The organism is Bacillus haimaensis (assembly GCF_048270625.1).
In the GTDB taxonomy this organism is placed as follows: domain Bacteria; phylum Bacillota; class Bacilli; order Bacillales; family Bacillaceae_I; genus Sutcliffiella_A; species Sutcliffiella_A haimaensis.
The window spans coordinates 966825-989233 of sequence record NZ_CP158164.1 but is presented as its reverse complement, the minus strand read 5'-3'; the positions used below and the strand labels follow the sequence as shown (position 1 = coordinate 989233).

Here is a 22409-nt window from a genome sequence, read left to right as displayed (position 1 = left end):
CTTTGCCATCACAAAAAGCGATGACTTCTGTCATCGCTTTTTTTCGTTGTCATCGACTATTCCAGTCCATGAACCGTTACTATTCTTTTCATGGATCAGGACATGAAAGCCATGGCTCCAGCCTGAATCCAAAATCAAATTTCTTATGGCCCTGTTCCTTTTGCTTTGTTCCGAAAAAGGATTGGGATCGAAGTTTTCCTGGAGGTATTCCAAGATACCCGCTGAGACGAGGAATTCCCCTTGATGTTTTGTGAGAATCGAAAGCATGCCCTCGTCCGTTAAAGCACGATTCAAAGCATCCAGGTGAATGTGTGACGTCAAATCCATTTCACTCGGATGGAGAAGCGGGTCTCTGATCATCTTATGCTGATAATAGCCTCTCAAGCTTCCCTCGTGGTGCTCAGGCTGCATCAGCTCTTTGAAGCTATACCCGTAATCCACTGTAATGATGCAACCTTTGGTGAGGAAGCAGGATAGCTTCTTTGCATAATTCATCATGGCTAAAGGAATTTCCATGCGCTGCCCTTCCTTCAGGTCCAGATCGAAGCAGATCAGGTATTGCTCGATTTCGGGAGTTGATGGACTGTCTTTGCTTTCGATCAACTCTCCACTATCATCCACACTAACAAATACCTCCAACAGTTGCCCGTTTTTTCTTTCCACCACATGAACAGGAAAAGCATCAAATAGTTCATTGGAGAAGATGATGCCTTCCAATTCCTTTTCCGGCATCTCATCCAAGGATGAATAGAAAAAAACACCGCTTTCCCCCGCCAATACCTCTCGTTGACACTCTAAGTGAAAGGGACTGGACTCTATCATCCTATAGGAGATCGTATGATAGAAATCCTCATCCAGTAGCTTCATTTCCTCTAACAACTGCTTGGCAAACCTTCCAGTTCCCCCACCTATCTCACAGATAACCGGAGCAAGGGTATTTTGTTTAAAATAACGGACAAATAATCCGGCAAATACCCTCCCATATATATCCGAAACATTACTGGAGGTCAGAAAATCCCCTTTTGCACCCACCTTGTCCTTGTGCCTCATATAATAACCAAACTCCGGGTTGTACAGAACTTCATTCATATAGGTTGCATAATTGATTTTCCGCCCTGCCGAATTTCTTATTTTATCTGCCAGGAAATCCGGAATCATGATCAGAAGCCGTTCAGGAAAGGATTACTGTCCATTTCCCGTTCGATGGTAGTTGTCATTCCATGCCCTGAAAGGACTGTCGTCTCCTCAGGCAACACCAAAAGCTTATCATGTATACTTTTAATCAGTCTGCTATGATCCCCGCCGGGCAGATCTGTTCTGCCGATGCTTCCTGCAAAAAGGGCATCTCCGGCAAAAACCACCTTGCTTGCCTCATGATAAAAACTGACACTTCCCGGTGAATGGCCAGGAGTAAAAAAAACATCAAGCGTAAAATCGGAAATGACAAGCTTCCCTTCTTCCGCAATCAATTGATCGGCAGGTTGAGCGGTGATAGGGCCAAGTTGAAAGAACTGCGAGCCGTTAAGGCTGGGATCCATCAACCAGTTTTTTTCTTTCTTATGCAAGTATACAGGAACCTTCCAATGGTCGCGGACAGCATCCACTGCTCCGATATGGTCAAAATGTGCATGTGTCAAAAGAATAGCTATCGGCTTCCATCCTTTTTCTTCTATGTATTGGATCAATGCTTCGCCCTCACTCCCAGGGTCGATGACCAAGCATTCTTTTTTTGAATTTATCAATAGGTACGCATTGGTCTGTAATGGCCCAAGCGGTAACTGCATCCATTTCATTTTTTATTCACACCTTTCTTGAAGTATCCTCCCAACTATTTTACACTATAGAAAGAAGCTTGAGAAATGAAAGGAAACGTGCCTATGAAGTCGATGTTTGGATTGGAAATACAATGCGCCGATGATACTCCACAATACTTTCAGAATCTTTTGTTGCAAATTAAACACACAGCGAGCATCTTTGATGTGGACGAGAATTTATTGATTACCGATTCCGCGATGGAAGCGAAGCTGGTCAAAAACCTGTTGACAGATCGATGCCTGCTCGAAGAAACCTACATATTATCCTTATTGGAGAATCCTGCTCCATCCTCTCTCTTTACTGACTATGGGTTTGTATCGGAAAAAGAAAACCACTACCTGTATCAGGCTATGACAGCTGCTTTTCATATCAAAAGCGGGAAAGTGGAGGATATCAACATGGCGCTCATTCAAATGGATGAATCAATCATCGCCGTGGAGGAACAATATAAAAAGCTGTATTTCATTGATAAAGAAAGCAGGGAATATATCCTTAAGGTCGCAAACGCATATGACATAGAAGTGTCATTTTTGGACCTCGACAAATAGTGGGAAAAGATTTAAAATATAAAAAGAGTGTAATGTCTTATTACATACTTTTTTTATCGCCATTTCTTATAAAAATGAAATGATTCCGAAAGGAGCGTTAACATGCCATTAGTCATTATCTTTGGTTTAGTAACGATATTGTGTTTATTCGCTGTCGTTCGTTCTTTACGTGAGAAGAACTTCCTAGCACTGCTATTCGCTTTAGGTACAGTTGTTGTATTCGGAGCATTTACGGTAGCTACCTTGATCACATCCGGTTACCCTGTAGCCCACTAATTGAATGGCAAAAAGAGTACTTCGCAAATATGCGGAGTACTCTTTTTTTTGACAACACATTATTCCCAATCTGAATATACTGATACTATCTGAAGTGTTGATAGATTCAGCGTATAAATTGATGGCATTCTATACAAAATTAGAATAGGCACATGATAAGGAATTCTACTTTTTCTAAAAAGGGGTGTGACGGGAGATTGTCGGTAAAAACAGTTTGTGGTATTTGTAATGGGTCCGGTAGAATAAAACTCAGCTTCCTGCCTATTATGAAAAAATGCTCGAGGTGCAATGGATGCGGTAAATTGAAACGACCTATTTCCTTCTAAAGGGACTTTCTAAGTTAATATAAACGTTCTTCATTACAAAAAACGCCTGGCATCCCTATGGAATCCCAAGCGTTTTTTCTTTATCGTTGTGACCTTTTAGCTGCAACTGCAGCCAGTTTATCTTGCATTTGGACCTTTTTATCTCGTCGGTCATCGATACGTATGTTGGTTGCCACACGATGTAATCCTTTTTGAAAAGGAGCCTCATGTATTGCCTGAATCACGTTAAAAAGTTCCGGCAAATCCCCTTCAATAATCGTGCTCATCGGAGTCAACTGATAATTGATTTTACCTTCTTCTTTGTAGCCCTCCAAAATTTCCTGGATATCGGCCACATAATCACTTACACTCGGTCCGTCTGTTCCAATTGGAATAACGGTTACGTCCACTATTGCCAAAATGATCCCACCATCCTTGTTACGAATATTTAACTAAGTCTATCATCTCTTTTTCAGGAATGAAAATCAACTGCTCCAATTGATAGCCGTACAGACAAAATAGCCCGTTTGGAGAAAATTTGATTGGTTTGTTTTCGAGCTTTTCTAGCAGAACTTCCTTTTCTCCTTCTTCAACATGGAAGGAAACAAATTGGAACGAATCCGAAAGCCCTTCAACAGTACCTCCACTAGTCGGAATAAAAGTATAGAACAGGTTGGTAGAGCTGACATATTCATAAAACGGTGTAACATAATTGGAGTACATGGATAATAGGGGTGCCTGGAACTGATGAACATTCTTGAAATTCTTTGTATCTAGAAAATTGTATTGTGCCACCTGTTCATTTTCCATGTTAGTGGTCATTGTCATCACTAAATTTGAGAGTGAAGTAAACATTATCACGTTCTCCATGAGCTGTTCTGTTTGATCGGTCAGCACATCATACGCAAGTAAAGGGGCAGTTAAGGATGGTTCATCCTGATTCCAATTAATGTAGCCGACTTTGCTCTCCCCAAGCCATTGAACAAATGGGTTGGCGAAATACTTTTTTGTCATCTCTTTAGTTGAGACATCCAGCAGATACCCTTCAAAAGTCCAGTCTTCATGAAAGGAGGATACAGCGATATGATTGTTGGTATAAGGGTTCCATGAATAGACCAAATCTTGAGAGTCAGGAAACTCCCACTGGCACACAAGATTTCCGGAGGCATCCACCACACTTAAGTGTCCCTCCGTGAAGGATGGGGCGGTTTGGATGACGAACAGTTCATAGGTGCTGTTTGCTTCCACGGTAGTAATTGGTGAATCAGAGGTATAAAACAGGGTACTTTCTCCTGATCGGACATTGAAGGTATGGACCTCATACTTTCCTGTGGCTTCCATAATATATAAGACCGTTTCATCATTCAGCCATTCCACTACAGCACTGAACGATTCGAAAGGAGTTTCTATTTGTTGAAGTTCATCTATTTCGTAAGGAACAGGATTTTCTTTCACCACTCCCTCGGATATAGGAGGTGAATCCACTACGTCCTTCGGTTTCTGAGGTGGCTGGCATCCTATAAGAAGACTAAATATTACAGTTAAATAGACCATTCTTTTTTTCATTCCAGCCCCCCTAAATTTTCCTTTTCTTCTATTACGATTATGAGGCAGGAATAGTTTCAATTCAAGTGTAAAAAGGGAAGAAAAATTAATAATTTTTTAAATGAAAGGCTACCTTGTATTGTGTGTTCTGTTTAACTCCCTGTTGATTTCCGTTCCAGGTGTTCGCTTTCCGCGGGGCGATGCTTGAGCCTCCTCGGCATGCCTGCGGGGTCTCAAGTCAACCGCTACCTCCCGCAGGAGTCTCACACCTTGCACTATAATCAACAGGGGCGGCAGGTGACGCATAACGTCCTCACTATATTTTCATTTCTCATTGCTGTAAACATTTTACAAGAGTGTTCTGTTTAATGAGTGTTGTTTTTTGTGTATACTAGCTGTTGATTGGAGCAATAGGCGAAGACTCCTGCGGGAAGGCAACGTTTAGTGGAGACCCCACAGGCGGAGCCGAGGAGGCTCCACTAACGTCCCGCGGAAAGCGAAGCCTAGTGCGGAAATCAACAGCGGTGCTTAACAGAGCCAAAAGAAAAAAAAGCGTATCCTCCATATAAGGACACGCAGCCGAAAGATTAATCTATATATAGCGAAGCGAGGCAGATGCCAAACACCTTCTGATAGATATTTCCAAACTGTGAGAGTGGTAGAGGGTTAATTCCCCTTCCCAATTCCAGAGTAAAGCCAGGCTTATTAAACTCCTGGATAAACCAATCTTTATAACCTGCATGACTGTCCACATACCGCACGCTCTTATAGGTGCTTACCCGTTCAAACTCCTCCGCCATTCTTTCCGCTTCAGCGGGTTCGAATCCTTCATAACCCCAGTAGAATTCTTCCCCTTGCGTATGAAAGGCCACCACCATGTCGAAGTTTTCCCTTTTCGTCAATTCCGCCATTGCAACCACTTCCGGTTCCGTCAGCGCATCTTCACCTGGATAGTCTCTCGGCGCAGGGGCTTTCGGCTCTTTACGCTCCTTTTCAATTTCCCACTTTGCCGGAAATTGATTATTCAAATCCACTCCACGAATATTTGCCTTCCATCCTGTAAAATCCGGTTGATCCCGATTGATGGTCGCCGCTTCCTGATGATACTGCTCTTCCTCTAAAAGTCCCAAAAGCACCAGATCTACTCCATCAGGATTGACCATCGGTACGATAGAAAGAGTCACCTGTTCGAATAAGGGATAAACCGGTATCCCTCTCAGCGGCTGGTTATTTGTTAGCGCTAGCAGATAATCATTCAGAAAAGTCATAATCACAGAGCTCGTAATCCACTCATTAGCATGAAAGCTCCCATTCCAATGTATTTTCTTTTTCCCTTTACCCAGCTTCAGATGGTAAAGTGGCTTCCCCATGACAGATTGTCCGATAGTGGAACACTCCAAGAAAGGATATACATTAAGCAAGTAATTTAAGTCCTCCGTGAATACGATTGAATCATATTTACGACCGGAGTCTACGATACGATCCGTCAATCTTGTCGGTACATCAATCGTATCCCCTACGTTTAAAGTAGCAATATCTTTATTTTGATTCAATAAATAGAGTGCATCTAATCCAATATGAAGTTTTCTTGCAAGATTATATGCGGTATCTCCACTTTTTATCCTATACGCTTCCCTTACAAACCCGGCAATCGCAACTTCTGAGGCTTGCTGCAGGTTTTCTGCAGTCAGCTTTTTATTAGCATCTGTCAAAAGCTCAAGCCGCACTCCAAATAGCTGACTGTAGTACCAAATTGTATCTCCTGTGCGGGGTGAAACCTTTAAAGAAGTCAACCCGCTATTTTCTACAGTCATTTTACTCTTATTCTTTTTCATCACTGTCGGTCACCATCCGGTCCATAGCGAAATAACCTCAATTCGCCTTTTGTTTCTAATACTGTATGAAAGGCTTTCATTCGCTAGAACCGGGAAATGGCAAAATGAACTGGATGTTTTTAATATTCAAGACAGACGAAAAACCCCGACAAAGCGGAGGCTTTATCGGGGTTCGATTTACATTATTCTTTTATTTTTGTTTGGTCCATTTGAATGGAAGTTCCATCGTAGAATCTCAATAAGTCTCCATAGATGATCTGATCGGAGTATTGAAGTTCTTTTTTGGCTTTCTCCATGTACGGTTCACATGCTTCCTGATCGACTTCTTCCTCAGAATCTTTATCGTAGCAAGCATTTTTCGTATAAATGACTTCATCTGTCACGAAGCTTCCGTCACGGAACACTACAAATTCGCTACGGTCCTCAGAGAATAAGTCTTCCCCAAACTGGATATCGTTCTTCGTTTCCATTCCAAGTAAATGTTTGATGGTAGGCTTAAGGTCGATTTGACCACTTACCGTATCAAATTCCTTTGGATTCTTATCCGTTACACCTGGAATGTGTACAATCATCGGTACACGCTGCAGTTGTGCGTTTTCAAACGGACGAATTTCTTTCCCAAGATATTGCGCCATTGCATCATTGTGGTTTTCAGATATTCCATAATGGTCACCATACATGATGATGACAGAGTTTTCATAAAGTCCAGCCGCTTTCAATTCATCAAAGAGTACTTTGATGGACTGATCCAAATAGTTTGCTGTTGGGAAATAGCGGTTCAATGTGCGGCTATTTGAGTCAAACTCATCAACAAGCTTATCTTCTTCATCCAGTACGAATGGGAAGTGGTTTGTTAATGTGATCATTTTTGCATAGAAAGGTTTATCCATTTCTTTCATGTAAGGAACGGACTGCTCAAAGAAATCCTTATCCTTAAGTCCCCAGCCAACTGAGTTCTCTTCCGTTACTTCATAGCTATCCACATCATAGAAATTTTCGTAGCCTAATGCGTTATACATAACGTCACGGTTCCAGAAGCTTTTGTTGTTCGCATGGAACACTACTGGGTTATAGCCTTTTTCCTTTAAAACATTTGGTGTAGCAGTATGGTAGTCATTCGTACCATGCGTAAAGAACACTGCTCCACGGCCAACAGGATATAAAGAGTTATCTAAGATGAACTCTGAATCAGATGTTTTACCTTGCCCTGTCTGATGGAAAAAATTACTAAAGTAATAACTTTGATCTTTAATCTCATTTAAGAATGGTGTAACAGGCTTTCCATTGATTTCTCGGTCAATGACGAAGCTCTGAAGTGACTCCATTTTTACAACAATGACGTTTTTACCTTCGGCAATCCCGTAGAAGTCGTCATTTGGTGCTTTATAGTTAGCGTTGATATAGTTCTGAATTTCAGCAAGTTCACTTCCATCCGCCAATGCACGCTGTGCGCGTGTCTTGGATTGAAGGACAGCATCATACACGTGGTAATTGTAAGTTCCAAGGTTTTTCACAAGGATTTCACGGTCGAACGTACGTGTCAATAGCTGTGGTCTTTCTGTTTCTGCCAACCCTAGGTTGAACAGGAAAATACCTACAATAGAAAGGAAGTACATTTTTCTTACCTTTGGACGCCATGTTGCAAAGCTTACGAATGCAGGAGTCCATTTGGAAAGTACGATAAGAATCACCACATCAAGGAACATAAGAACGTCTGCGGGATACATCAATCCAGTAATACTTCCACCAAGGTCACTCATGTTACCTGATTGGAACAATAGTGGGATCGTGATGAAATCGTTGAAGAAACGATAATATACTGCATTTGCATAAAGTACAAATGAAATGATAAAGCTTGTAATGATTAAATATCGCTTGGCACCCTTTTCACCAAAGAAGAGCGCGATACCGGCAATCAGTAAAATAAAGCTCAATGGGTTGATAAATAGGATAAATTCTTGTTTAACGGATTCAATAGTAATGTCAAATGCTGTTTTGTATACAATATAGGTTTTTATCCAAAGCAGGACCACTGCAATTAGGATAAAAGGAACTTTTGATTTAAAAGCTTGCTTCATCTTTTTACCTCCTTATAACGAAAGACAGGGAAGCTCTTTTATTTATCTTCTTCATATCTTCTTCATTATCTTTAGAAATTATATCTGTTGTTTTTTAAAGAAAAAATGACTACGACATATCTTAAAACTTTTTTAACAAAAAATCAATGGATAATTAATACTGTGAGAAAAAGGGAGTGATAGAATAGTAGTATTTAGGCTATTCAACTTACTATATACATAGACGTTGAACAAGCATAAAAGTTTCATCTTTTTCTGAAGTTTATATATTTAGAATTTTCAAACAAAAAAGGAGGCTTACGTAAGAAGCCTCCTTTTTGAACGTTATTTCGCCTCTTTCTTAATTAATTACCCTCTTTTAGAAAGAATTAAACGAAAAAGATTTTATATTTTTGTTTTTGCCAGATATGCCGCTCCGATTACTCCGGCATCATTTCCCAGAGTTGCCGTCGCAATTTGGACACCAACTTTTGTTCTTGGGAACAGGAATTGATCAAAGTGCTTGCGCAATGGATTTAACAATGCCTCACCAGCTCGTGATACTCCACCGCCAATCACTATTTTTTCAGGATTCAGCGCATTCGCAAGGTTTGCCAGTACAAGCCCGAGTGGTGCTGTCACCTGATGAACAACCATGGAAGCGACTTCTTCTCCTTCATTAGCAAGTTCAAAGACCATTTTTGCAGTAAGGCCTTCTTCTTTTGCCACTCTTGCAAGCCTACTTTCAGGGTGCATCTCTACTTGCTCCCTTGCTGTACGAACAATGCCTGTTGCAGATGCGATTGTTTCCAGACAACCTGTCTTCCCACAGTTACATGGTGCTCCGCCTTCAGGGATGACTGTAATGTGGCCGATTTCCCCTCCTGCCCCATTGATGCCATGTACAATGTCTCCGTGGGTAATGATGCCTCCACCAACACCAGTTCCTAGGGTTACACAGACAAGATCTTTCGAGCCATCTCCAGCACCCTTCCACATTTCGCCTATTGCAGCAAGGTTTGCGTCATTATCGACTACCACAGGCAAACCTGTTTCCACTTCAAGCAGGTCTTTAAGGGGGTAATTTTCCCACCCGAGGTTTACTGCTTCATAGATTAGCCCTGTTGCCATATTAACCGGACCTGGTGCTCCCATACCGATTGCTTGAAGCTTGGACTTCGGCTCTTGCAGTTCATCCAATTTCACATCAATCGCTTTTGCGATATCGGTTGTAATGTTTTTCCCTTTTTCACTGATGTCTGTGACAATTTCCCACTTGTGAACGATTTCACCATATTGGCTGATAAAAGCCATTTTAATTGTTGTACCACCTAAATCAACACCAACTAACCATTTGCTCTCCATATTTTCCACCTTTTCTTTATCTTTGTTTGGATATTTCCTGTTTTATTAACAACATCGCTGTCCCAAAGCTTTGTGCATCAAGGACACCCGATTGATAGAGCTCTCTTACTTCGTCCTCCATCATCTCCAGGTCCCCGATTTTGTCGCCTGTATAGATGTATGTACCATATCTTTTTAGAAGCTGTCTTATATCTAGAATCGATTTCATATTTCCTATTCTCCTTGCGAAAGAAGCGCTTTCTTCTATATAAGTATAAAGGATTCGCTTGGTTCGTCAAGATATACAAAAAAGCTGTTTTTGAATTCCTTGTTGCTATTTGATAAAAACCATCAAATGTAGCCCGTTGATTGCAGCGAGGGACACAAGATTCTCCGGGGAAGGATGGGAGCCTTAGGATAAGCGAACGCCTGGAACGGAGACCAACAGGGAGTTTAATGTTGACACTTCATCTTTAGCCCAGCTCTAATCTCAAAGCAACAATCTTTACTAAATGAACACTTGAAAGATAACAAAACAAAAAAGCCGCGAAAACGGCTTTTTTATCTGTCAGGATCTTCAGGGTGCAAGATGGTGGGTCTTCTATTTTTTAATGGCATCGGTGCCCTGATCAATACATCCCTCATTCCACGGTAATTGAAGGGAATGAATGGCCACATGTATGGCACATTGAAGGACTGCATACGGAGAAGCAGCAGAATGAATGCCAACAGTCCGATCATGAATCCAGGTATACCGAATAATGCAGTCAGGACAATCAGGACAATCCGGACCAGTCGATTTGCCAGGCTGAGTTCATAGCTTGGCGTGGAAAAGGTTCCAATTGCAGCAATGGCAAGATAAAGAATGATCTCGGGGACGAACAGTCCCACTTTTACCGCAACATCACCTATTAATATTGCAGCCACCAGACCAAGTGCCGTCCCGAGCGAGGTAGGTGTATGGATGGCTGCCATCCTCAGCATGTCCATCCCAAGCTCAATGATGAGTATCTGGGCAATCAACGGGACGGTTCCCATTTCTGATGGGCCTATATAGGACAACTGCGGTGGCAGAAGCTCCGGATTCAAGGCGAATAGATACCATAAAGGCAAAATGAAAAGGGAGGCCCACACGGCAAGAAACCTTACAAGTCTTAGATACGCACCAACCAAGGGCTTGTTGCGGTATTCCTCGGCATGCTGGAGATGATGCCAGAATGTACAGGGAGTAATGATGACACTAGGTGAGCCATCCACAATTACAAGTACATGGCCTTCATAAAGATGGGCCGCTGCAGTATCAGGTCTTTCCGTATAGCGTACAGTTGGATATGGATTCCAATGTCTTCCGCCGACGAATTCCTCGAGTGTTTTTTCAGCCATCGGCAAGCCGTCTGTATCAATCTTCTTTAGAGCATGCTTAATGCGGTCGACGATATGAGGGTCCGCTATCTCCTCCAGATAACAGAGACTGATATCCGTCTTTGACCGGCGGCCCACCTGCAGATATTCCATCCGGAGGGAGCTGTCACGTACTCTTCGGCGAATGAGTGCACAGTTGAAAATGATGGTCTCGACAAATCCGTCCCTTGATCCACGGACCACCCTTTCCATATCCGGTTCTTCCGGCCCCCTGACAGGATAGGTTCTGGAGTCGATCATAATCACTTCAGGCACACCTTCCACGACAAGTGCTGTGGGTCCTGAAAGCACCTGGTCGACCACCTGCTCCAGATCGTCTGTTTTGCCCAATTCTACATAAGGAATATATTTTTGGAGTAATTTATCAAGCGGGTGTTCTTCCAGCTCCCCTGGCTCCAAGTCGGAAAGGAATTTCATCAGGAAGAGCATGATGTCATCTTTTCCGAATCCATCTACTAGAAACAGCCCGATTTTTCTGCCTGCATAGTGGAGGTCAAGAAATATCAAATCAAAGCTTTTATCGACAGCCAATCTATTTTTTAGATAGGCGATATCCTCATCAAAGTTTCCTGTCATCTTTTTTGTTCGCTTGGTCCAAGTCAACGTCTGTTCCTCCTCGCTGCAGCTATCTCTTACATTTTTTACTTATTCGAAAAAAAAATACCAAATATTAAAAACTAATTAACCGCTTCTTGTTCTATTCATAAAAAAATAGACAAGCTCATAAGTTGGTAGAAAGTCTATTTTTGGAGGAGCAAGATGAAAAAACTTTATATAGTAGGAATTGGTCTTGTATTCGGTTTGGCAGCTACTGTCTTCTTGCTTTTCATTTTCCATCAGAAAGCCGTTGAAAGCATTATCTTCTTTCCGATTGATCCGACCATTCAAATAAAAGAAGCAGATACAAGTTTGCATCTACTTAATGAAAAGGATAACGACGAATATGTAATAAACTGGGAGGTTTCTTCAGATACTGGTGAGCCGATCTACCTTAGACAGGATATTTCTCTTTTATTTGCTGATGGAAGGTTAAAAGCCGTTTTGTCCGATTGGAAAGATAACAGTAGCGAGTTGACACAATATGCCACCTATTCAGGCGAGGACAGCAGTCATTTTGTGGCACTTACCTTTCATCACGGGGAAATTCACCATAAGGATGAAAAGATTACGAGTACACATAGAATGAGCAAAGACCAGTTATATGTAATCGACTCTTCCTTCAGTCCCCTGCAGTCATTCAAGGATGCCGAAACAGAAGAGCAAAGGGAATGGAAAGAGGTCTTGGACAAAGTGACTGCTCAGCAGCTGGAATACTCATGGGAAAAGGCGGTTGATTTCTTTGATATTCCTGTACAGAATTATGACTTGTATTCATTGGAAGAGATTATCGACCTTCAGGAAAAAGGATTGCCTGGAATAGATCATGCACGTTCAAAGGAGATTGTCGGGAGGCTATGGGAAGGATTATACAAGGAGTACTTTCTGGGAATAAAAACAGCGGCCGGAACTACCATACCACCGATAGATAGCTCCCTGCCACTGATATTGATTTCCAAAGACTATTCACATTTGCTCGTTTTATTCGAAACGAGAGAAGGAGAATCCGTCAAGCTCATTCAGAATCTAGAGATTGAATGATTTTGGAACGGAGATTTTGATAATTTGCGCCATCCTCCTCAATTTCAATGGCTCGTTCAATTGAAACGAGCGCTTTTTCTGTTTTCTTCAATTCCAGATACACCAAAGCCAGGTTATAGTGAGCTTCATGGAAGTCCGGTTGTAAGGAAGTAACGTCAACGAGCCGTGACTCCGCATCTTCCAGCCGCCCTTTTTTAATATCTATAAAGGAAAGATAGAAAAGCACCTCCGGATATTCCTCCTTCTGCTCTTCAAGCGGAAGAAGTATATCACGAGCTTTGTCATACTCCCCGTTTTGAAGAAGCGTTTCTGCTTCGGATATCCTGGTATACGGATTTTCATTGTTATAGCCGTAATCTAGCATGTAAAAGGTGATGGTGCAGGCTAGGAGAAGTCCTATTATTCTTGGGCGAGGTTTCACATGCTTCGGGAGATGGACAATAGCCGCTGCAAGGAATCCACCAATCAGCCCGCCGATATGCCCTGCATTATCAATCCCAGGAATAGCGAATCCTATTGTAAGATTGACCCCTATCAACACAAGGATATTCATCCCCATGGTGCGTAGAAAGAGCTTGGGATAGGCAATACCGACAAAAAGTAATGCCCCGAAGCATCCAAAAATCGCACCCGATGCACCAGCTGAAATCGAGGGTGTGAAGACAAAGCTTGCAAGTGAGCCTGCAAAGCCTGCAAAAAGATAGACAAATAAGAAACGGGTATTACCGTAGATTCTTTCAACCGCAGTTCCCAGATAATAAAGGGCAAGTGTATTTAGCAGCAGATGAATAATCCCTATATGCAGGAATATCGGTGTAAAAAACCTCCACCATTCCCCGTCAAGAATCAATGGGTTAAATTTCGCGCCATATTTTATGAGGGTCTCTGTATTCTGACTGCCTCCATTCGTTTCTAGGAAAAAGAAGACGATCAATTGTATCGCAATAAACAGATAAGTGAATAATGGCTTGCCGAACTGGAACAATTCCTTTTCTTTTTTGATTGCACTTGAAGACGCATCCAAAACAAGTTGTTTTAAATGATAGAGCGCTTCCTCGTCTTGATTTTCCACTTCTACCTTTACTTCTTTTCCAATCAAATTTGATATTCTATTACAAGAATTCTCAAAGTTCCCTTCATGGACAATAACGTTGTTGACTGTGGCATGATTTTTCTCCAGAGGCTCCTGCACTCGGAATTCCCAGTCATCCACAGGGGGATAGGTGGAAACGTATATGTTAACAGCAGCTAGCTTGCTTTTTCTTAGCTGTTTCCTGAAGTTCGCAACCTGGAATACCGTCTTTTCCATATCCCGCTGAAGCCATGTGCTCCAATCGAGATCATAGCGGTACACTCGTATAATCGGAGCTTGTTTATTTCCCAGCCCCTCCAGCCACACTTCCTCATGGTCGGGGGATATATGTATGATTCTATATTCATGCGTTACAACCAAGTTATATAAAAGATGCCAAAATACAAAATCCTGCATCAACGGCACACCTCCTCATTGATTATCATTTTATATGGTAGGAATTGAAAAGTAAAAATATTAACTTCTTATACAAAAAAAGAAGATACCTATATCTATGAAGGCATCTTCCCTTTAGAATCTTTGTATAAACTAATAGAATAAATTATTGTAGATGAAACCTCGACGTAATAGCCGAGAGAGATTGTGACAATTCATTCAGTTGTTTTCCTATGTGATGATTTCCTTCCATCTGGTCGATCTGATTTTCACTGGCTGCCAGCATTTCATCCGAGCTTGCAGAGGTTTCCTGGGACAAGGATAAAAGACCGTCTGCTGACTGTTCAAGCTCAGGTAGAATATATTCCAGTTCTTTAAGTTTTCCTTGCATGACCTTCATGTTTTCATTTACGTCCCCAATTCCCTTCATCAGCTCATCAAAAGTGAGCTTTGATGAATTCGCCAGGGTCAAATTTGATTTCATTTTTGATAGCATTTCGTCAAACTCTTCGGTTGCACTTAGTGTTACTTCTTCCATGTGAAGGATGGACTGTGTGATTTGGACTGCAGCGTGTGAGGACTGTTCGGCAAGCTTTCGGATCTCCTTGGCAACTACCGCAAAACCTCTTCCTGCCTCCCCTGCTCTTGCCGCTTCAATGGTGGCATTCAATGCCAAAAGTTTGGTCTGCTCAGACACACCCTGAATAAGCCCCACCAGATTGGAGATAGAGGATGCATAGTTTTTTACGTGCTTAATCGTGGTGTTCAACTTATCAAAATCCTTTTCAAAGGTATGAATCGTGCCAATCAATTCCTCCATATTATGCTCACCACCCTTGGCGGACCTGTTCATCATTTTGGAACTGTGGAATACCACATCCATGTTTTCCATTGTCTCTTCAATTTTATATTTCATATCCTTGAAATTGTTCACACTGTCCTCTGAACTGCTTGCAGTCTGTTCGGCACCATGCTTTACCAAATGAATCGCAGAGACGAGCTGCTGACTCGATGCAAGGGCATCTTCGGAGGACGATTGAAGCTTTCCACCGGTTTCCTCAAGCTCCACTGTTGTACTTTTAAGTTCATGCACCATATTTCTCATCTGGTCGATCATTGCATTATAGCTTTTGTGCAATGAAAGAATCTCCGGTACCGTCGTATTAATATCTGCGGCTCGTTCCAGCTTTCCTTCCCTGACCTGCTTCATTGTTTCTCTGAGTGTGGAGAGGGGTCTAGTCAAGGTTCTGACAAATAGGACCATCAATAACGTAAAGATGACGAGACTGATAGCCGTGACAATCAAGGTGAAATGAGCCATTTTATCCACTGGTCCCAAATAGGTTTCCGTTGGGATCAGGATTGCATAAGTACCCCCAATTTCCTTCATCGTTCTATATGTAATCGTGTAATCCTCCCCATCCAATTCCTTGTGCAAAAGACCGTTTCCGTTTTTTTTCATTTGGTTAATGATGGAATCTGATATTTCGGGCAGGCTTTCCTTGCTTACTTCAAAAGGGATGATTTGCTGGTCTTTTATGTAGAAGAATTCAGAGAGTATTCCGTCTTTCATAAGCTTTTTCTGCTGATCTCTGATATTGATCTGAAGCTGCTGCATGAAATAGGTATCTTCACTGACATAGAGGAATTTGAGGTTTTCCGCAAGATGCCCCATCAGTTCACTTTCCCTGATCAATCTATTTTCCATCGTCTCCATCGTCATATCTTTTGCCTTCACATAGGAGGTAATGCCGACCGATAGAATGGATCCTACTAATAATGAAACAACCAGAATAAATAATCGTGTGCCCAAATTAACTTTCTGAAAAGCCCGCTGAAACCACAATTTCATCTTTTTATGAATGTTATCTTTTTCTTCCAAGGTGAACCCCCCGTTATATCCAAAATGCTAACAGGATAAATTATACAGGTGGAATATTAATCCAATGTAAAGATAGTGTAAGCTTTCAAAAGTTTGCATCAACAAAAAAACTACCCACTAAACCACTCAAAGTTAAGAGAGGATTGACAGGTAGTCCATCACTTTAATATCCAGCCTGAATTTTCACCCACGAAAAACGGTTTGCAGGAAGCGATCCCGGACAAAAGGGATGTCCATTCCAAAGGCCACCACAAACCTTCTGATCGGACTGATACCAAGAATGGAATTCAAGATCCGATAGCGGTTCTGATAGATCGCATATGCTCCTGCGATGATAAAAACTAATCTGATTAAATATCCCATTATCATCCCTCCTGCTATTATGATGCTTCAAATAAAAGAAAAACATGCCTAATATCAGACATGTTTTTCCACCTTATATTAAAAGACTTTCTTTTTGATGCTAGTAAGAACTTCAATGGATTGCTGAAACTGTGCTTTTTCTTTCTCATTCAACTCTAACTCTACTACTTGGCGGATACCGTTTCTATTAACGATTGCCGGGACACCAATATAAATATCCTTGTTATCATACTCCCCATCCAAGTATGCTGAAACTGTCAGGATGGAATTCTCGTTCCGTAATATCGCCTTCGTCAGACGGACAAGGCCCATGGCAATGCCATAATAGGTGGCACCCTTCCGTTCAATAATCTGGTAGGCAGCGTCCCTGACATTTACAAACAGTTCCTCGAGGTCTTCCTCTTTATACTCTTCTTTTTCTTTCATCAATTCAAGGATTGGCTTACCGCCGATGTCCGCCTTACTCCAGACCGGGAGCTCCGTATCTCCATGCTCCCCGATAATATAGGCATGAACATTTCTGGCATCGATTTGAAAATAGTCTCCCAAAAGAAAGCGAAATCTGGCCGTATCCAAAATCGTTCCCGACCCGATTACCCTTTCTTTCGGCAATCCGGAAAACCTCCATGTTGCATAGGTAAGGATATCAACCGGGTTGGTCGCTACAAGGAATATTCCGTCGAACCCATTTTCCATTACACTATCGACAATCCCCTTGAATATTTTGGCGTTCTTTTCGACCAAATCCAACCTGGTCTCACCAGGCTTCTGATTCGCACCGGCACAAATCACCACAATATCCGCATCCCTGCAATCCTGATAATTCCCATACCAGATTTTTGTAGGAGCAGGTGCGAAGGCAATACCATGATTCAGGTCCATGGCATCCCCTTCCGACTTTTCCTTATTAAGATCAATAAGGACGAGTTCCTCCGCTACACCTTGGTTCAGCATTGCAAATGCATAGCTTGAACCAACGAATCCCGTACCAATCAAAGCGACTCTATTGATTCCATTTCTCATACCCATCTCCCCGTTTCTTATCAAGGATTAACTATAGCTTTATTTTACATCAAAAGTTTGTGAAACACTGAGCAATATGTATCTATTCTGTGTCAAATAGATTTATGTAGCAGCGAGCAGCGCGGCCAGGAAAGAGACGAATACGATGGATCCGATATTCACCATGTCATTATTTATAGCTCGAAATCCTTTCACCAGTTCAGCAGGCTTTCCGCAGTGATGAGGACTTTCCACGGTTCGTCCACAGATTGAGCATCGGTACGAAGCCTGAATCGAAGCACCAAGAAAAGTATCAACAAAACAGCCAAATATCCCCAGTAGGGTAACTAGAAAGGCTGTGACAAGCGATACCTCTGTCCAAAACACGGAGGCCGATGCAGCAATCAGTCCAGCTCCAGCAACAGAAGCACCTGTCCCCAGAAGACTTATGGCACCTGATGTACCCCTGCCCACTCTTTTAAGGGTAAGAATGGAAACCGGATCCTTCTTGCTAAGCGTGCCGATTTCGGATGCCCAGGTATCTGAATTTGCCGTTGCTATAGCTGTTACAAACCCGATCAACCATGCTTCAGAGGGATAGAGGAAGTAGGCCAAACTAAACAGTGCCGGGACCATCCCGTTTGCAAACACTTGAAAGATGTCGCGCTGTGACCCTTTTTCCAGGATTTCATCCACATTTGCCTTGCTCTTCTTTTTATATCTGCTCCAAAAACTCGAAGATACGAAAAAAATACCGATCAATAGAAGCCCATAAGCTTTGAATCCAGCAGCAATCATGATACCGATGATGAATGTTCCGATTGCACCTGACCTTGAAAGTGCCTTGGCTTTATACCCCAGCCCTGCAAGCAGGAGGATTCCCGCCAGCAGCACCGCGCTATTCTCCAACAGTAAAGTCATATGTTGTTTCATCCGTCATGATTTTGCTTACAGGAATATCAAAAGTTTCATGTTCCAACTCTTCTTTCACCTGCTCTTCGAAGGCCAATGAAACAGTGGTCCCATTGTAATCTGTTAAAAATCGGTCATAGTAGCCTCCACCAAACCCGATCCGGTAGCCCTTCTTATCAAAGACGAGTCCCGGTACGAGGATAAGATCTAGGGCTGATTTTTCACAGTGGCTGGTTCGGGTGGGGTCTGGCTCCCGTAAGCCAAAGTAGACAGTTTCCAGTTCATCGAATGCTTTTAATATAAAGAATTCCATACTTTTATCCTTGGGTTGGCATTTTGGAACAGCAATCAGTTTCTTTTCAAGCCAGGCCTGTTCGATAATTGGGATGGTGTCCACTTCAGGAACCCTTGAAACTGTCACCCCCACTATCTGTGCTTTCTTCCATTCAGCCGATGAAAAAAGTGCTTGATGAATTTTTTGTGATTTCAGGTCGTATTGCTTTTTCGAAAGTCCAGACAACCAATTTTTCATTTCTTCCCGTTGTTTTTCTTTGCCCATAGCAGAAAACGCTCCTTACCATTATCATTTCTCTTTATAAAGAATATACCAAGAAATACCGCTTTCTTCTAATGAAGGAGAGAAAAAGATACAAGATTTTGCGTCAATTTTCCCACCACTGAAAAAAGACTGGCATTCCGAAAAAAAAGGTGATATTATAGTAAGGTCTGAATTGAAAGCTTTATATGTTTGGAGGGATAACGATGCGCGTAAACGTAACTTTAGCTTGTACTGAAACTGGTGATCGTAACTATATCACGACTAAAAATAAACGTAACAACCCAGATCGTCTTGAGCTTAAAAAATACAGCCCAAGATTGAAAAAAGTAACTGTACACCGTGAAACAAAATAAGCAGCAGGATTTTCCTGTCTGCTTATTTTTTTTGCCTAAAACTTAAAATCCCGCTTTCACCAGCGTTTTGCTTTTGCTGCTTTTTTCGGAGAAGGATGATCCCCTGATATATCGAACATGAGAACCAACCCAAAGCTTTGGCAGTACATCTTCCTCCTGGAGCGAAACCTGCACTTTTCTCTCGAGCATATCATATTGCGCTTGGCGATAGTCCTCATGGCTTCCGATATCCTTCCAATACCCCTTCGCCTTGAATCCATACAGTCCCATATTGTTTTCCATGAGTTTAGGAAAGAGCTCCTTGCTGAAATCATATTCCCTGTTTTTTTCCATCAGACAAAGTACATGGGGATCCACGATATAGATTCCAGTATTCACCACTCTGCTGAACTCCTGATCCTTCTGCGGCTTTTCCAAAAAACGCTTAATTTTCCCATTATGGTCGGTTTGGATGATGCCGAATTTTGCAGGATTTTTTACTTCTTTCATAAAAACGGTGAAAAGTGATTTATTCTGCAGATGGAATACCAATCCATCAATCAGATCAAAGTCAGTCAGGGCATCCCCGCTTATGACAATAAATGGCTCATCGAGCAGGTCCTCCGCATTTTTCACACTCCCTGCAGTACCAAGTGGGGCATCCTCCAATACATAAGATAGATTAACTCCCCACCTAGAGCCGTCACCAAAATAATTCACAATTTGGTCTCCAAGGTATTGGAGTGTAACGATGATATCGGAAATTCCATGTTTTTTCAGCAGTTCAATACTATATTCCATAACAGGTTTATTAAGCAAAGGTACGAGTGGCTTTGGCATTCTTCTCGTAAAAGGATGCAGGCGTGTGCCCCTTCCACCAGCCAGTATAACTGCCTTCATACATAATCCCTCCTATTGGACGGAAGAAGTAGTGATGGTGCTTTCATAGATGTACTCTGTTTTTCGTCTTACATCTTCCCAATCATAATCTTTCAAAGCTATCTCTCTTGCATTCTCCCCAAGATTTTTTCCGAGTTTAGGATTCTCCAATAATTTTGCAATCTGACCTGCTAACTGCTCGACGTCTCCGGGATCGAAATACAGCCCTGAGTAATTATCGTCCAGTATGCTTGCAAGGCCACCTGTTCTAGAGGCGACAACAGGCTTTGCTGCAACCATTGCCTCTAGCGCAACTATTCCGAACGGTTCGTAATGGCTCGGTACTACCATCAGATCACAATACTTTAGTATCGTATTTTTTTCCTGCTCATACAAAAAGCCCACAAAAATAATCGACCTTTCCAATCCCATTCTCGTGACCCGTTTACGGTAGGTATCCAATAACGGACCTTTCCCTCCTGCTACAAAAAGACAATCCGGGTAATCCTTCAAAATGATGGCTGCTGCATCTAAAAATATATCGAATCCCTTTTCCGGTACCATTCTTCCAAGAGCAAGCACGATGCGTTGATGCGAATACCGCTCCAAGAGCAGCTTGATGCTTTCACTTTCCTCGATTTCCTCCACCTTGCTCACACCATTCGGGATAACGGCAAGCTTTTCTTTTCTAAAAGCAAATTCACGTTGCAATTCCTTTTCCATATATTCGCTGCAGACAATCACCATATCCGAATAGAAAATCAGCTCCACTTCCTGCTTAATCGTCATTTCCTGGAGCAGAGTAGGATGTTGCCCGTTCAATCGTCCTGTTTCAGAAGCATGTATCGTTGTTACGAGCGGAATAGATAGAATATCCTTGATGCTTCTTGCTGCAAGCCCTACCATCCAATCATGCGCATGGATGATCGTAAAATCCGATTGAGCGTTCAGTTCCATCGCTTTTTCCACCATATTCATATTGAATCTCGCTACATACAGATGAAAATCATCCATGGTTTGATGAAATTCCTTTATTCGATGAACATGGATGCTATTGATTCTCACATAATTCGGCGCACCGACAAAGCTTGGTGTCAATACAGTGACATGATGCCCATCCGTTGTCAAAGAGTTTGCAAGCTCCCAAACGTGCTTTCCAAGTCCTCCTACCACAGACGGCGGAAATTCCCAGGAAAGCATCAGGATTCTTTGCTTACCGGTCTTTTTTTCTACGCGTATCAAATGATTATGACTCTGTATGGAAGAATAGAATAGGTCCTTCCTAACCACTTGTGGAAAAGTTGCTTCATTCTTTTTGTGAAGATTGAAGATTGCCTTTCCGTTCATCATTACTTCTGGAAATAAGGTAAGCTCATTATTTCTAACAATGGAAGGTGTGATCCATTCCATCCAACTACTGGCCACAACTTTTCTCATAAACACTTGCAGGAAATCCGGTAATTCCAGCCATTTCATTCCGATTTTTCCCAGGGAAAGGGTAACATTCAAGTTGGAAGTTCCAATTGCAGCTGTTTGCAGATTTTCAACTAGCCTTATTGCATGTTTTTCCAGGGATTGATGTGCAACCGGACTCTCATACCTTATTCTGTTTGCTGGATTTTTCATCCCTTTTTTATAAAGCTTGATGCCTATCGGTCCGCGATAATCCTGCCAAACCGAATAGTTCTTAATCTCATCCCATGTTCTTTCATATACAACATCACTCATTGGGTCGAGATAATTTGAATCTCTAGAGAAGCCTGTTTCCCCAACCAGCAGATCCTGAAGAACAGTTCCCTCTTCCTGAACTTTTGAAATGGCAATCAGTTTTCCACTTTCCACCAAGCTTTTAAGCAGCAAATACATACTTTCTTCAAAATCCTCCAGCAGCTGCATGAGCTTATCAGATTGTTCTTTATGGAAGGAGAAGAGTGCCTTCTCGTCAAGGAGGGATGTATTGGCGATTTCGTGTTGAAGGAACGCAGCTCTTTTTTGCAGGTAGGAGAAATAACGCCGCATTAGACGTTCATCGGAGAGGTTTTCAAGAAATGAAGAGGAAAAGGCCACCGTTAACGGCATGTCGAAATCACCGATGTGACTGTGTGAGAACAAGGGAAGATATAAAAGGGTTAGCTGTTCGAAAAAATCGACTTCCGATTGATAATCATCCTGTTCCACGGGAGGAAAGTCGGCTTTAATCACCATGGAGAAATATGTTTTTTTCATT

At 42.1% G+C, this 22409-nt stretch carries 21 protein-coding genes; 4 read left to right on the top strand and 17 right to left on the bottom strand.

Annotated elements, in window-relative coordinates:
• Window positions 1-30: 30 nt before the first annotated feature.
• Together ABN702_RS04765 and ABN702_RS04760 are read right to left on the bottom strand one after the other, a co-directional pair.
• Window positions 31-1158: a class I SAM-dependent methyltransferase gene (locus ABN702_RS04765; RefSeq protein ID WP_417899616.1), complete on the bottom strand. Its 1128-nt coding sequence runs from the start codon at window positions 1156-1158 to the stop codon at window positions 31-33.
• 2 nt (window positions 1159-1160) lie between these two features.
• A complete protein-coding gene (locus ABN702_RS04760) occupies window positions 1161-1793 on the bottom strand; it encodes an MBL fold metallo-hydrolase (RefSeq protein WP_417899615.1) in 633 nt (210 codons plus the stop codon).
• 84 nt (window positions 1794-1877) lie between these two features.
• Between ABN702_RS04760 and ABN702_RS04755 the strand changes: the two genes are divergently transcribed.
• Complete coding sequence (locus tag ABN702_RS04755; protein WP_417899614.1) at window positions 1878-2363, top strand: hypothetical protein; 486 nt, start codon at window positions 1878-1880, stop codon at window positions 2361-2363.
• 102 nt (window positions 2364-2465) lie between these two features.
• Window positions 2466-2639 carry a DUF2759 domain-containing protein gene (locus ABN702_RS04750; RefSeq protein WP_386635805.1) on the top strand — a complete coding sequence of 58 codons (174 nt, stop codon included), beginning with the start codon at window positions 2466-2468 and terminating at the stop codon, window positions 2637-2639.
• 406 nt (window positions 2640-3045) lie between these two features.
• Here ABN702_RS04750 and ABN702_RS04745 read toward each other — a convergent pair whose 3' ends face one another.
• The 7 genes from ABN702_RS04745 to ABN702_RS04715 all read right to left on the bottom strand — a co-directional run bounded on the left by ABN702_RS04745 (window position 3046) and on the right by ABN702_RS04715 (window position 11723).
• A complete protein-coding gene (locus ABN702_RS04745) occupies window positions 3046-3363 on the bottom strand; it encodes an MTH1187 family thiamine-binding protein (protein ID WP_417899613.1) in 318 nt (105 codons plus the stop codon).
• A gap of 19 nt (window positions 3364-3382) precedes the next feature.
• Window positions 3383-4510, bottom strand: a complete 1128-nt coding sequence (locus ABN702_RS04740; RefSeq protein ID WP_417899612.1) for a hypothetical protein — start codon at window positions 4508-4510, stop codon at window positions 3383-3385.
• Window positions 4511-5076: 566 nt separating this feature from the next.
• Window positions 5077-6324, bottom strand: a complete 1248-nt coding sequence (locus ABN702_RS04735; RefSeq protein ID WP_417899611.1) for a M14 family metallopeptidase — start codon at window positions 6322-6324, stop codon at window positions 5077-5079.
• Between the two features lie 182 nt (window positions 6325-6506).
• Window positions 6507-8402 carry an LTA synthase family protein gene (locus tag ABN702_RS04730; RefSeq protein WP_417899610.1) on the bottom strand — a complete coding sequence of 632 codons (1896 nt, stop codon included), beginning with the start codon at window positions 8400-8402 and terminating at the stop codon, window positions 6507-6509.
• 384 nt (window positions 8403-8786) lie between these two features.
• A complete protein-coding gene (locus ABN702_RS04725; protein ID WP_417899609.1) occupies window positions 8787-9746 on the bottom strand; it encodes an ROK family glucokinase in 960 nt (319 codons plus the stop codon).
• Window positions 9747-9762: 16 nt separating this feature from the next.
• Window positions 9763-9954 (bottom strand): YqgQ family protein, encoded by a 192-nt coding sequence (locus tag ABN702_RS04720; RefSeq protein ID WP_417899608.1) that lies wholly within the window; start codon window positions 9952-9954, stop codon window positions 9763-9765.
• Between the two features lie 332 nt (window positions 9955-10286).
• A complete protein-coding gene (locus ABN702_RS04715) occupies window positions 10287-11723 on the bottom strand; it encodes a spore germination protein (protein ID WP_417900829.1) in 1437 nt (478 codons plus the stop codon).
• Between the two features lie 183 nt (window positions 11724-11906).
• On the opposite strand from ABN702_RS04715, the gene ABN702_RS04710 reads away from it, so the two are divergent.
• A complete protein-coding gene (locus ABN702_RS04710; RefSeq protein ID WP_417899607.1) occupies window positions 11907-12785 on the top strand; it encodes a hypothetical protein in 879 nt (292 codons plus the stop codon).
• Here the strand turns inward: ABN702_RS04710 and ABN702_RS04705 are convergent.
• From ABN702_RS04705 to ABN702_RS04680, 6 genes are all read right to left on the bottom strand, one after another.
• Entirely contained in the window at window positions 12760-14274 is a 1515-nt protein-coding gene (locus ABN702_RS04705; RefSeq protein ID WP_417899606.1) for a rhomboid family intramembrane serine protease, read from the bottom strand. The genes ABN702_RS04710 and ABN702_RS04705 overlap by 26 nt on opposite strands.
• A gap of 145 nt (window positions 14275-14419) precedes the next feature.
• The gene (locus ABN702_RS04700) at window positions 14420-16105 is read right to left on the bottom strand and encodes a methyl-accepting chemotaxis protein (RefSeq protein ID WP_417900828.1); all 1686 of its coding nucleotides are present in this window, start codon (window positions 16103-16105) and stop codon (window positions 14420-14422) included.
• A 213-nt stretch (window positions 16106-16318) separates the two neighbouring features.
• Window positions 16319-16498 (bottom strand): hypothetical protein, encoded by a 180-nt coding sequence (locus ABN702_RS04695; protein WP_386635825.1) that lies wholly within the window; start codon window positions 16496-16498, stop codon window positions 16319-16321.
• Between the two features lie 78 nt (window positions 16499-16576).
• Complete coding sequence (locus ABN702_RS04690) at window positions 16577-17521, bottom strand: L-lactate dehydrogenase (protein ID WP_417899605.1); 945 nt, start codon at window positions 17519-17521, stop codon at window positions 16577-16579.
• A gap of 102 nt (window positions 17522-17623) precedes the next feature.
• Complete coding sequence (locus ABN702_RS04685) at window positions 17624-18421, bottom strand: DUF92 domain-containing protein (protein WP_417899604.1); 798 nt, start codon at window positions 18419-18421, stop codon at window positions 17624-17626.
• Window positions 18399-18971, bottom strand: coding sequence for a 5-formyltetrahydrofolate cyclo-ligase (locus ABN702_RS04680; RefSeq protein WP_417899603.1), 573 nt, complete (start codon window positions 18969-18971; stop codon window positions 18399-18401). The genes ABN702_RS04685 and ABN702_RS04680 overlap by 23 nt, the downstream gene beginning before the upstream one ends.
• Before the next feature lie 203 nt (window positions 18972-19174).
• On the opposite strand from ABN702_RS04680, the gene rpmG reads away from it, so the two are divergent.
• Entirely contained in the window at window positions 19175-19324 is a 150-nt protein-coding gene (gene rpmG / locus ABN702_RS04675; protein WP_010194590.1) for a 50S ribosomal protein L33, read from the top strand.
• Between the two features lie 42 nt (window positions 19325-19366).
• Here the strand turns inward: rpmG and ABN702_RS04670 are convergent, their stop codons facing one another.
• Window positions 19367-20203, bottom strand: coding sequence for a nucleotidyltransferase family protein (locus tag ABN702_RS04670; RefSeq protein ID WP_417899602.1), 837 nt, complete (start codon window positions 20201-20203; stop codon window positions 19367-19369).
• A gap of 12 nt (window positions 20204-20215) precedes the next feature.
• A complete protein-coding gene (locus ABN702_RS04665; RefSeq protein WP_417899601.1) occupies window positions 20216-22408 on the bottom strand; it encodes a glycosyltransferase in 2193 nt (730 codons plus the stop codon).
• Between the last annotated feature and the right edge of the window lies 1 nt (window position 22409).